Genomic DNA, 11,619 nt, shown 5'->3' with positions numbered 1-11,619 from the left:
CCTTTGTGGCTACCGCGTAAAAGCGAAAAGCCCTCATCATTGTGGCGGCGCGTCACGGGCGCGTCGCCGGCTGTTTTCTCATCCATTCTTCCCAGAGGCGTCCAAAGCGTTCGAGCCCATCTAAGGTGCCTCCATCACGTGCCACTGGCTGGCGTGCCCCGCCGAAGGCTCTTCGACGGGCCTCTCGTTGCCGTCTCTCAGGGCAGCCGCCATGCGGACTTCACCATCCCTTCAGGGCTCTTGCAAATTAAGTTACCATAAGTATATAGCAATTGCACAACACGCGGCATGCCGCAAACCGTGGACAGGATCATGCAGTTCGTAAACCAGGCCGCTGACCGGCACACGCGGGCCACAGCACCCGCCCGCCCCCGCTGCACCCATTGCCCTCCCGCGATGGGATAGATCGCGGGTTGACGGCCAGGCTTACACGCACCGTCTCTCTTCCGGTCTTACACATACGAACCCCAACGCAGGCTCAAGCGCCCGCGCGTTGAACTTCGACCCAATTCCTCCCCATTCCCAAATCCCCCCCATTCCCGAATCCCCCATGGAGAACCCCATGCTGAAAATGACCCCGGTCACCATCGAAACGGCCGATGAAGCCGCCACCCCGACCCTCGAAGGCTTCAAGGCCCAGTACGGCATGGTGCCGAACTTCTTCGGCGCGCTCGGCATCGATGGCGCGACGCTCAATGGCTATCTGGCCTTTCAGGAAGCCGTGGAGGCAGCCAGCCATCTGTCCGTCCGCGAGCGCGAGATGATCTCGCTCGCCGTGGCCAACAGCAATGGCTGCCATTACTGCGTCAGCGGACACACTTTCTCGGGCAAGAAAGCCGGCATGAGCGCCGAGGAATGCGTCGCCGCACAGCGCGGCGAGGCGGATGACGCCTGCGAACAGGCGGTCATCGACCTGGCGCTCCGCCTGATTGCGCAGCGCGGCAATCTGGAAACGCATGATTTCGAACGCGCCGCGCAGGCCGGCATTTCGGAGAAAAAGCTGATCCAGATCTGCGCATGGACAGCGATGAACAGCTTCAGCAACTGGGTCAACAACATCGTGCAGCCGAAAATCGACTTCCCGAAAGTGCCGCTCCAGAACCGCGACTGACATGCAGACCGGCGGGCGGTCACCGCGCCGCCCGCTGGCCCGCATGATCGCGATTGTCTATAAGGCAAGCCATGTCAGGCCAGCAAAGTCAGGATAGCGCCACCCCGCGCAAGCGCCTCAAACGCGAAGACCGCCGCAACCTCCTTCTCGACCTTGCGGCTGACATTCTGGCCACCAGGGGTTCCGATGCGCTGACGCTCCAGACGCTGGCCGAGGCCGCAGGCGTCACGAAACCTGTCACCTATAGCCAGTTCGGCACGCGCATGGGGCTGCTGCTCGCGCTCTATCGGCGCTATGATCAGCGGCTCTTTGCCGATCTCGAAGCTGGCATGGCCCACCGCCCGCCCACGCCCCGCAATGCTGCAAACATGTTCGCCGACAGCTATATCGCCTGCATCACACGGCACGGGCGGGTTTACGAAGCAACCATCGCCGCCCTGCGCTCCTACCCCGAGCACGGCACGATCGGCACGGAAATCCGCACCGCTTTCTGCGATATGCTGACACGGCTTCTCGCCCCCTGCTTTCCGGCAGGCGACATGCCCGCGCAGGCCCGGATGATCGCGCTGTTCGGGGCCGTGGAAGAACTGGCGCGCGCGCTGCTCGACGGGCAGATATCCGAACACGCCGCCCGCACAGAGATGCGCCGGGCTTTCGAGGCGCTGGTGACACCGGAAGCGTGAACCCGCGTGGAAATGGCAAGGGTGACACCCCTCACCAGTGCGGCGGCTTCGTCACCGGCACGTCGCCCGCCGTCTGCTCTTCCAGTTCCATGAAACGCTCGGACAGGCGCTGGAGTTTTTTCTTCAGCGCCTCCATCTCGCGCCACTGGCGGGTGAGTTCCGTCGAAAGCTCTTCGATGGTCTTTTCCTGCTCGGCGGCCAGGATTTCGAGCTGGGTGATCCGGTCTTCCGTCATGGCACGCTTCTTTCTGCGGTTTCGGTGCATTCTCGCGCCGGGAAATTGACAAGCAAGGCCCGATTTGTCGAGAGTGCCCCAAGGGACGTTTCGTTGCTGCCGCGCAGCGCGCGGTTGGCAGGTGGCGGAACGCCGTGATACTGCATTTGACCAATTGATAAAAACGGGGAAGTGGGTCGCCGATGGCTGACACGGCAATCGAGCTCAAGGGCATCAGCAAGAGCTTTGGGGCGGTTCACGCAAACCGCAACATCGATCTGAAGATCACCGCCGGAACGATCCATGGCATCATTGGCGAGAATGGGGCCGGCAAATCGACACTGATGTCGATCCTCTACGGCTTCTACCAGGCCGACAGGGGGCGCATTGATGTCGCCGGCAGGAAGGCGACCATCAACACGCCGAGCGACGCCATCGCGCTGGGCATCGGCATGGTGCATCAGCACTTCATGCTTGTGGAGAATTTCTCCGTTCTGGAAAACGTCATTCTGGGGGCCGAGGGCGAAGCGCTGCTCAACACCTCCATCGCCAAGGCCCGTTCGGAGCTTGAGCGGCTGGAGCGCGACTACGGGCTGGAAGTGGACCCCGATGCGATCATTGAAGATCTGCCGGTGGGCCTGCAGCAGCGCGTGGAGATCCTGAAGGCGCTTTATCGCGGCGCTGACATTCTGATCCTCGACGAGCCGACCGGCGTTCTGACGCCTGCCGAGGCGGACCATCTGTTCCGCATTCTGGAGCAGCTTAAGGATGAGGGAAAGACCATCATCCTCATCACGCACAAGCTGCGCGAGATCATGGCCATCACCGACAATGTGTCGGTCATGCGCCAGGGCACGATGGTGGCCACTCGCAAGACCTCCGAGACCAATGTGGAAGAACTGGCCGAGCTCATGGTGGGCCGGCGCGTTCTGCTGCAGGTGGAAAAGGGCGAGGCGACGCCGGGTGACGTTCTTCTTTCGGTCAAGGGACTGACGGTCAAGGATTCGCGCGGCGTCACCATGGTCGACAACCTGTCGCTGGATGTGCGCGCGGGCGAGATTGTCGGCATTGCGGGCGTGGCCGGCAACGGCCAGTCGCAGCTTCTCGACGCCATCACCGGCGTGCAGAAGGCGGTTTCGGGAACGGTGACGCTGGATGGCGAACCGGTGGACCTGACGGGTGCGGCCGACCCCGCCGACCTGCGCGAACGCGGCATGGCCCATGTGCCGGAAGACCGCCATCATGTCGGTCTCGTGCTGCCTTTCGAGGAAAACGAAAACGCCATGCTGGGCTATCACCGGCAGGCAAAATATCTGAACGGCCCTTTCCTCAACATTGAGGCGATCCGCGCCGATGCGCGCGAGAAAATCGAGAAATACGATATCCGCCCGCCGGACTGCCGGCTGAAGACAGCCAATTTCTCCGGCGGCAACCAGCAGAAGATCGTGCTGGCCCGCGAGATCGAACAGGACCCGAAAGTGCTGATCGTCGGCCAGCCGACGCGCGGCGTGGATGTGGGCGCGATCGAGTTCATCCACAAACGGCTGATCGACATGCGCGACCAGGGCAAGGCCGTTCTTCTGGTCTCTGTGGAGCTGGATGAAATCCGCTCGCTGTCCGACCGCATTCTGGTGATGTTCGCTGGCCGTGTCGTCGGCGAGCGCGGACCCGAAGCAAGCGAAAGCGAACTTGGCCTGCTCATGGCCGGCGTCGAGGAAAAGGAGGCGGCGGAATGAGCGCGCCCTATGCGAAACTGCCCGCCTGGGCCGATTACGGGCTGATCCCGCTGATCAACCTCGCCGTGGCCTTTCTGGTGGCCGGCCTGGTGGTGATGCTGGTTGGCGAAAACCCGATCCGTGCTGCGGTCATCCTGGTGGATGGCGCGCTCGGACGCGGCCAGAACATCGCCTACACGCTCTATTACGCGACGAGCTTCATCTTCACCGGCCTTGCGGTGGCGGTGGCCTTTCACTGCAGCCTGTTCAACATCGGCGGCGAGGGACAGGCCTATGTGGGCGGGCTCGGCGTGGCCGTTGTCTGCCTCGCCTTCGACAGCATTCTGCCCTGGTGGCTCGTTTTTCCGCTGGCCATTGTCGGCGCGGCGCTGTTCGGCGCGGCGTGGGCCTTCATTCCCGCCTATTTCCAGGCAAAGCGCGGCTCGCACATCGTCATCACGACGATCATGTTCAACTTCATCGCCGCCAGCCTGATGGTCTATCTGCTGGTGAACGTGCTGAAGCCGGCCGGCGCGCAGGCCCCGCAGACCCGCAACTTCCTTGAAGGCGGGCAGCTGCCCAAGCTCAACTGGATGCTCGAGGCCATGGGCTTCACCATCCGCTCCGCGCCCTTCAACCTGTCGTTCCTGCTGGCGCTGGCTGCGGCGTTCTTCGTCTGGGTGCTGATCTGGCGCACGCGGCTCGGCTACGAGATCCGCATGCGCGGCTACAGCCCCAAGGCGGCCCGCTATGCCGGTGTGAGCGAAACGAAAATCATCATCATCACCATGCTCATCTCCGGCGCGCTTGCCGGCATGATGGCGCTCAACCCGGTGATGGGTGACCAGAACCGGCTGCAGATCGACTTCGTGACCGGGGCCGGTTTCGTCGGCATCGCAGTGGCGTTGATGGGCCGGTCGCATCCGGCCGGCATCGTGCCGGCGGCGATCCTGTTCGGCATGCTCTATCAGGGCGGTGCGGAACTCGCCTTCGAGATGCCCAACATCTCACGCGACATGATCGTCATCATCCAGGGCCTCGTGATCCTGTTTGCCGGTGCGCTGGAGCATATGTTCAGACCGTCCATTCAGGCCCTTTTCGCAAGCCTTGGCTCGCGTTCGACGGGCCTTGAGGCGCAGCAGGGAGAGGGTAGCTGACATGGACTTCTTTCACGCCCTGATCCTCGTTCTCGATTCCACCGTGCGGCTTTCGGTACCGCTTCTGCTGGCCGCACTTGCCGGGCTTTATTCGGAGCGCTCGGGCGTCTTCGACATCGGCCTTGAAGGCAAGATGCTGGCAGGCGCATTCGCGGCCGGCGCGGCCGCCGCCGTCACCGGATCCGCCTGGGCCGGTCTCGGCGCTGCGATGCTCATCTCCATCTTCCTCGCGCTGGTGCATGGCTTTGCCTCCATCACCCATCGTGGCAACCAGATCGTTTCGGGCGTCGCCATCAACTTCATCGCCGCCGGCTCCACAATCATTCTGGGGCAGGCCTGGTTCCGGCAGGGCGGGCGCACGCCATCGCTGCCGGGCGAGGCGCGTTTCGGCGCGATCGAATTACCCTTTGCCGAAGCCGTACGCGATGTCCCGATCCTCGGCGACGTCTATTCCGAGCTGATTTCCGGCCACTCGCTTCTGACCTATGCGGCCTTTCTTCTGGTGCCCTTCACCTGGTGGGTTTTGTTCCGCACCCGCTTCGGCCTCCGGCTGCGCGCGGTGGGCGAAAACCCGGCTGCGGTCGACACGGCGGGCATCTCCGTTTCGTGGCTGCGCTACCGGGCCGTGATCTGCACCGGCATTCTCACCGGCATGGCCGGCGCCTATCTCTCCATGGCGCAGAATGCCGGCTTCGTGAAAGACATGACGGCAGGACGCGGCTTTATCGCGCTCGCCGCGCTGATCTTCGCCAAGTGGAAGCCTGTGCCGGTGATGTTCGCCTGCCTTCTGTTCGGCTTTCTCGACGCCTTCGCGATCCGCATTCAGGGCACGCCCCTGCCCCTCATCGGTCAGGTACCGGTGCAGTTCATGCAGGCCCTGCCCTACATTCTGACCGTGGTGCTTCTGGCCGGCTTCATCGGCAAGGCCATTCCCCCGCGCGCCGGCGGCGTGCCCTATGTGAAGGAGCGGTGATGAGCGCCGAAGACCTGTTTGCAGCCGCCAGCGCGGCGATGCAGAACGCCTACGCCCCCTATTCGCGCTTTCCCGTGGGGGCTGCGGTGAAGACCGAGGCCGGCGCAATCCACGCAGGCTGCAACATCGAGAACGCGTCTTACCCGGAAGGCTGGTGCGCAGAGACCACCGCGCTTGGCCATCTCGTCATGGCGGGCGGCGGGCGCGTTACGGAGATCGCCGTGGTGGCGGAGAAGATGCCGAAGATAATGCCCTGCGGCGGTTGCCGCCAGCGGCTGGCGGAGTTCGTCACCGACGATGCCTGCCTGCATCTCTGCGACACCAACGGGGTGCTTGAAACGGTTCCCTTCTCGGCCGTGTTCCCGCGCGGCTTCAGCTTCGAGGATGGCAAATGAAAGAAGCGGTGGACCTTCTCACCGAACGGCTGAACGGCCTCGCCCCCCAGCTTGCGCTGGTGCTTGGCTCCGGGCTCGGCGGTCTTGTGAACGACGTCGAGAACCCGGTGCGGATCTCCTATTCCGAGTTACCCGGTTTTCCGCAAAGCGGCGTGACCGGCCATGCGGGCGAGATTGTCGCCGGACGGCTTTCGGGCACGCCCGTGCTGATGCTCGCCGGCCGCGCGCACTATTATGAACATGGCGATGCGGCGGCCATGCGCCCGGCGCTGGAAACCCTGTGGGGCATCGGCATCACCCAGATGATCCTGACCAATGCGGCGGGATCGCTGAGGCAGGACATGCCGCCCGGCTCGGTGATGCTGATCGAGGACCACATCAATTTCTCCGGCATGAACCCGCTGATCGGCGAGGGCAGCGACCGGCGCTTCGTCGGCATGAGCGAGGCTTATGATGCGGGCCTGCGCGCCAGCCTCGCAGCCGCCGCTGAAAAGAGCGGCGTCGCGCTGCACAAGGGCGTCTACATGTGGTTCTCCGGCCCGTCCTTCGAAACGCCGGCGGAAATTCGCATGGCGCGCACGCTGGGTGCGGACGCGGTGGGCATGTCGACCGTGCCGGAAGTGATCCTCGCGCGCTATTTCGGCCTTCGGGTCGCGGCCTGCTCGGTCATCACCAATCTGGGTGCGGGCATGAGCGCGGGCGAGCTGTCGCATCAGGAAACCAAGGACATGGCTCCCATTGGCGGCCAGCGTCTCGCAACGGTTCTCGGCCAGCTCTGCGCCGACGGCCTGCCAACAGGCTGAGGTTACCCATGCTGCCGCAGGAGATCATCCGCAGGAAGCGCGACCGTCAGGCGCTCACCGGTGAAGAGATCGCAGATTTCGCTCACGGGCTCACCCATGGCACGTGGAGCGAAGGGCAGATCGCGGCGCTGGCCATGGCAATTTTCCTGAACGGCATGACGGCTGAGGAAGGCGCTGCGCTGACCATCGCCATGCGCGATTCCGGCAGTGTTCTCGACTGGTCGGACCTGCCCGGCCCGGTGACCGACAAACACTCCACCGGCGGGGTGGGCGACAATGTCTCGCTGATGCTCGCCCCCATCGTGGCAGCCTGCGGTGCTTTTGTGCCGATGATCTCCGGACGCGGGCTTGGCCATACGGGCGGCACGCTCGACAAGATGGATTCCATTCCCGGCTATACGAGCCAGCCGGACGAAAAGCTGTTCGCCAGAACCGTGCGCGATGTGGGTTGCGCGATCATCGGCCAGACCGCCGATCTCGCTCCCGCCGACAAACGCTTCTATGCCGTGCGCGATGTGACCGGCACGGTGGAATCGATCCCGCTCATCACAGCGTCGATCCTTTCCAAGAAACTGGCCGCCGGCCTTTCTTCGCTGGTGCTGGATGTGAAATCGGGCAATGGCGCGTTCATGGATGACGCCCGTGCGGCGCGCAAACTGGCCGACAACCTGGTGCGTGTCGCGGGCGAGGCCGGGCTTCCGGCCACCGCGCTTGTGACCGACATGAACCAGCCGCTTGCCTCTGCTGCCGGCAATGCCGTGGAAGTGACCAACGCCGTTGATTTCTTGACAGGCAGGAAGCAGGACCGGCGGCTTCTCGACGTGACGCTGGCGCTCGCCGGCGAGATGCTTCTTTCCTCCGGCGTGGCAGCCACCACGCGCGAGGCCTTCGACTGGGCGCATGACGCGCTGGAAAGCGGACGGGCAGCGGAACTGTTCGGCAGGATGGTGCACACGCTCGGCGGGCCGGCGGACTTTGTCGAGGCTGCCGACAGGCACTTGCCGAAGGCGAAGGTGATCAAGCCCGTGCTCGCGGAAGAGGACGGTTTTGTCGGCGCAATCGACTCGCGCGCCGTGGGCATCTGCGTGATCGAACTGGGCGGCGGACGACGCACGCCCGAAGACGCCATCGACCACTCGGTCGGCCTGACGGAGCTTCTGCCCGTGGGCGCGGAGCTGAAACGCGGGGAGCCGGTCTGCATGGTGCATGCCGCATCCGACGACGACGCGGAACGGGCGCGCAGGGCGGTTATGAAAGCCTATTCGGTCGTGGATGCGAAACCGCGCACGAAGAAAACCATCCTGCGCCGGGTGACAGCGGAAGTCTGAGAACTGCCCTACTGCTCCAGAATCAGCGCGCGATCTTCCACCCTGTAGCGCGCGAGGCGCTCGAGAAAGCTCATCCCGATGAGCACACTGTCGAGCGCACGATCCTCAAGCACCAGCGCTTCGACATTCTCGATATAGATGCGGCCGATCTGAAGGTTTTCGATAACGGCGGCAGCAGCGCTGGCCTTGCCATTGGCCGTGCTGACTTCATATTTGAAATCGCTCGCGGTGAGATTCAGGCCGATCCGGCGCGCGGTGCTCCTGTTGATCGCCACATAGGTCGCGCCCGTATCGATCATGGCCTTCGTGTGACGGCCATTGAGCTTGAAGCGTCCGACGAAATGGCCGGACCTGTCGGCCGCGATGCTGACCCGCTTGCCGAGAAGCACGGAGGTCTTGCCGCGCTCCGGCGCGGGCGCGCGAACCATCGCGACCTGCTGAACCTCCTCCACAGGCGTCTCTTCAAGCGCGCTGCCAAGAAGGCTCCGATAGAAATCCGGATTGCTCTGGTAAAGCGCGGGGATTGCCCCCGCAGCTCCGATAACGATACCGAGCATGACCACCTTGCGAACCATATGCGCCTTCCACCCCTTCAATCGGGAAGACCCTATGCCGCAACGGCAACCATTTTTTTAACGGCGCGGACAACCGCGCCGCTTGGTTAAACGAGCGTTATTTCGTTCCGTACATCCGGTCGCCGGCATCGCCCAGACCCGGCACGATGTAGCCCTTCTCGTTCAGGCATTCATCGATGGACGCGGTGAAGACCGGCACGTCAGGGTGCGACTTGCGGAAGTTCTCGACGCCTTCGGGCGCCGCCAGAAGGCAGAGGAAGCGCAGATTGGTCGCGCCGCGCTCCTTGAGCTTGTCGACGGCGGCAATGGCGGAGTTGGCCGTGGCCAGCATCGGGTCAACGACAATCACCAGACGGTCGCCCAGATTGCTCGGAGCCTTGAAGAAATACTCGACCGCCTCAAGCGTTTCGTGGTCGCGATACATGCCCACATGCGCCACGCGTGCGGCGGGAACGAGATCCAGCATGCCGTCCAGCAGGCCGTTGCCGGCGCGCAGAACCGAGGCGAAGACGAGCTTCTTGCCTTCGAGCGTGGGCGAGTCGATCGGCTGAAGCGGCGTTTCGATGCGCCGTGTCGTCAGCTCCAGATCGCGCGTGACCTCATAGCAGAGCAGCAGCGAAATTTCGCGCAGCAGACGCCTGAAGCTGGCGGTCGAAGTCTCCTTGTCGCGCATGATGGTGAGCTTGTGCTGGACAAGCGGATGGTCGACGACGGTCACGCCCTGCATGTGCTGTTCCCCGAATGCTTGAAATCCTGTCGATATTAACGGCACGTGGCCGCGCAGGATACCATAAGGCTCACTGAGCCACAGTTTTATGGCCCAGCGCTGCAAGCAGGCGCGTGCGGGTGGCCTCATCGACAAACGCGGCTTCGATGGCCGTTTGCGTGATGCCGCGAAGCGCCGTGTCATCGAGCCCGAAATGCGCCTTCGCCACCGCATATTCATGCGCGAGCGACGTGTGGAAATGCGGCGGGTCATCGGAGTTGAGCGTCACGCGACAGCCGGCGGCCATCAATTGCGGCAGAGGATGGCTGGCGTAGTCGGGAAAGACCTTCAGCACGATGTTTGAAACCGGGCAGACCTCCAGCACCACCCCCTCATCCACCAGACGGCGCACCAGATCCGGGTTCTCGATGGCGCGCACGCCATGACCGATGCGTGTGGGGCGCAGATGGTTCAGCGCCGCCTCGACGCTCTCCCAGCCGACCAGCTCGCCTGCATGGACCGTGATGCCAAGCCCCGCCTCGCGTGCAATGTCGAAGGCGGTCTCATAGTCGCGCACATTGCCGAAACGCTCTTCGCCCGCCATGCCGAAACCGGTGACAAGCGGATGCTCGCAGGCAACCGCGAAGCGCGCTGCATCTTCCACCGACACTGCCCCGAAATGGCGCACGCCGGTCACGATGATGCGCCCCTCTATGCCGGTTGCGGCGCGCGCGCGCTCTATGCCCTCGCCAAGCGCGTTGGTGTAGGCCATGCGCGAAAGCCCGGCGCGTTCTGCATGATCGGGCGAGATGAATATCTCCGAATAGATCGCGCCGTCTTTCGCCAGGCTGGTCAGATAATCCTCGGCGAGAAGCGCATAGTCTTCTTCGGTTCGAAACAGGCTGGCGGCCTCGTCATAAGCGGCGAGAAAGCCGGTGAAATCATACCAGTGATAGGCCCCGTCGCGCAGGAAATTCGATGTGTCGACGCCGTATTTGCGCGCCTGGGCAAGGACGAGATCGGGGGAAGCGGCTCCCTCGATATGGCAGTGAAGCTCGGCTTTTGCGACCATGTGGGCTCCATTTTAACCAGTCCGCTGGCGCGGCTGTTCATCGCGGTTTTGACAATAGCGCCGCGAACGGCAATGGGCTATGGTCCCGGCGATTTCGAAAGGGTGAAGATGTCCGATCAGCGCACCACCGCCGAAGGCGGCATGGAGACGGCCTATGGTTTTCGCACGGTAGACGAAACCGAAAAGCAGGGCCTGGTCAACACGGTATTCCACCGCGTCGCCAAACGGTATGACGTGATGAACGACCTTATGTCGGCGGGTCTGCACCGGGTCTGGAAAGACGCCATGATCTCCTGGCTCGCGCCTTCCAAGCGACCGGGCTATCGCGCACTGGACGTGGCCGGCGGCACGGGCGACATCGCGTTCCGCATCGTCGAGGCCTCGCGCCGGATGGCTGACGTCACCGTTCTGGACATCAATGGCTCGATGCTCGAAGTCGGCCGTGAGCGCGCCGAGAAGAAGGGCATCGCCGACAATCTGACTTTCGTTGAGGCGAACGCCGAGGAGCTGCCCTTCGAGGACAACAGTTTCGACGCCTACACGATTGCCTTCGGTATTCGCAACGTGCCGCATATCGACCGCGCGCTTTCCGAAGCCTTCCGCGTGCTCCGGCCCGGCGGGCGCTTTCTCTGCCTCGAATTTTCCGAGGTGGACATGCCGATCCTCGACAAGGTCTATGAGAACTGGTCGTTCCACGCCATTCCGCGTATCGGCCAGGCTGTGACCGGCGATGGCGAGCCCTATCGCTATCTCATCGAATCCATCCGCAAATTCCCCAACCAGCAGAATTTCGGCGCGATGATCACCAATGCGGGCTTCTCCCGCGTGACCTGGCGCAATTACTCCGGCGGCATCGCCACCCTGCACTCCGGCTGGAAGATTTGACG

At 63.3% G+C, this 11,619-nt stretch carries 13 protein-coding genes; 9 read left to right on the top strand and 4 right to left on the bottom strand.

Going from position 1 to position 11,619, the window contains the following annotated elements; genetic code table 11:
• Positions 1-562 precede the first annotated feature (562 nt).
• Together NDI72_RS17340 and NDI72_RS17335 are read left to right on the top strand one after the other, a co-directional pair.
• Complete coding sequence (locus tag NDI72_RS17340; protein WP_162742217.1) at positions 563-1,111, top strand: carboxymuconolactone decarboxylase family protein; 549 nt, start codon at positions 563-565, stop codon at positions 1,109-1,111.
• 71 nt (positions 1,112-1,182) lie between these two features.
• Entirely contained in the window at positions 1,183-1,794 is a 612-nt protein-coding gene (locus NDI72_RS17335) for a TetR/AcrR family transcriptional regulator (RefSeq protein WP_283801143.1), read from the top strand.
• Positions 1,795-1,825: 31 nt separating this feature from the next.
• Here NDI72_RS17335 and NDI72_RS17330 read toward each other — a convergent pair whose 3' ends face one another.
• Positions 1,826-2,029 (bottom strand): SlyX family protein, encoded by a 204-nt coding sequence (locus NDI72_RS17330; RefSeq protein WP_113153740.1) that lies wholly within the window; start codon positions 2,027-2,029, stop codon positions 1,826-1,828.
• Between the two features lie 182 nt (positions 2,030-2,211).
• Here NDI72_RS17330 and NDI72_RS17325 point away from each other — a divergent pair, with 182 nt between their 5' ends.
• The 6 genes from NDI72_RS17325 to deoA are packed head-to-tail and all read left to right on the top strand — an operon-like array spanning position 2,212 to position 8,379.
• Positions 2,212-3,744 (top strand): ABC transporter ATP-binding protein, encoded by a 1,533-nt coding sequence (locus tag NDI72_RS17325; protein WP_206546547.1) that lies wholly within the window; start codon positions 2,212-2,214, stop codon positions 3,742-3,744.
• Complete coding sequence (locus NDI72_RS17320; protein ID WP_206546546.1) at positions 3,741-4,880, top strand: ABC transporter permease; 1,140 nt, start codon at positions 3,741-3,743, stop codon at positions 4,878-4,880. Before NDI72_RS17325 ends, NDI72_RS17320 begins: the two co-directional genes overlap by 4 nt.
• Before the next feature lies 1 nt (position 4,881).
• Entirely contained in the window at positions 4,882-5,853 is a 972-nt protein-coding gene (locus NDI72_RS17315) for an ABC transporter permease (RefSeq protein WP_113153737.1), read from the top strand.
• Positions 5,853-6,248: a cytidine deaminase gene (locus tag NDI72_RS17310; protein ID WP_206546545.1), complete on the top strand. Its 396-nt coding sequence runs from the start codon at positions 5,853-5,855 to the stop codon at positions 6,246-6,248. The genes NDI72_RS17315 and NDI72_RS17310 overlap by 1 nt, the downstream gene beginning before the upstream one ends.
• Positions 6,245-7,051, top strand: coding sequence for a purine-nucleoside phosphorylase (locus NDI72_RS17305; protein WP_206546544.1), 807 nt, complete (start codon positions 6,245-6,247; stop codon positions 7,049-7,051). Before NDI72_RS17310 ends, NDI72_RS17305 begins: the two co-directional genes overlap by 4 nt.
• Before the next feature lie 8 nt (positions 7,052-7,059).
• Positions 7,060-8,379: a thymidine phosphorylase gene (deoA, locus tag NDI72_RS17300; RefSeq protein ID WP_283801139.1), complete on the top strand. Its 1,320-nt coding sequence runs from the start codon at positions 7,060-7,062 to the stop codon at positions 8,377-8,379.
• An 8-nt stretch (positions 8,380-8,387) separates the two neighbouring features.
• Here the strand turns inward: deoA and NDI72_RS17295 are convergent, their stop codons facing one another.
• From NDI72_RS17295 to NDI72_RS17285, 3 genes are all read right to left on the bottom strand, one after another.
• Positions 8,388-8,954, bottom strand: coding sequence for a TIGR02281 family clan AA aspartic protease (locus NDI72_RS17295; RefSeq protein WP_206546542.1), 567 nt, complete (start codon positions 8,952-8,954; stop codon positions 8,388-8,390).
• Positions 8,955-9,051: 97 nt separating this feature from the next.
• Complete coding sequence (gene upp / locus NDI72_RS17290; protein ID WP_113153732.1) at positions 9,052-9,681, bottom strand: uracil phosphoribosyltransferase; 630 nt, start codon at positions 9,679-9,681, stop codon at positions 9,052-9,054.
• A 70-nt stretch (positions 9,682-9,751) separates the two neighbouring features.
• A complete protein-coding gene (locus NDI72_RS17285) occupies positions 9,752-10,732 on the bottom strand; it encodes an adenosine deaminase (protein ID WP_283801137.1) in 981 nt (326 codons plus the stop codon).
• Positions 10,733-10,840: 108 nt separating this feature from the next.
• On the opposite strand from NDI72_RS17285, the gene ubiE reads away from it, so the two are divergent.
• Positions 10,841-11,617 carry a bifunctional demethylmenaquinone methyltransferase/2-methoxy-6-polyprenyl-1,4-benzoquinol methylase UbiE gene (gene ubiE, locus NDI72_RS17280; protein ID WP_113156110.1) on the top strand — a complete coding sequence of 259 codons (777 nt, stop codon included), beginning with the start codon at positions 10,841-10,843 and terminating at the stop codon, positions 11,615-11,617.
• The last annotated feature ends 2 nt before the right edge of the window (positions 11,618-11,619 follow it).

Origin of the sequence: Nitratireductor sp. GZWM139 (genome assembly GCF_030068685.1) — a bacterium.
GTDB lineage: Bacteria > Pseudomonadota > Alphaproteobacteria > Rhizobiales > Rhizobiaceae > Nitratireductor > Nitratireductor aquimarinus.
The sequence above is the reverse complement of the archived record's forward strand: the minus strand, read 5'-3'. Positions and strand labels throughout refer to the sequence as shown.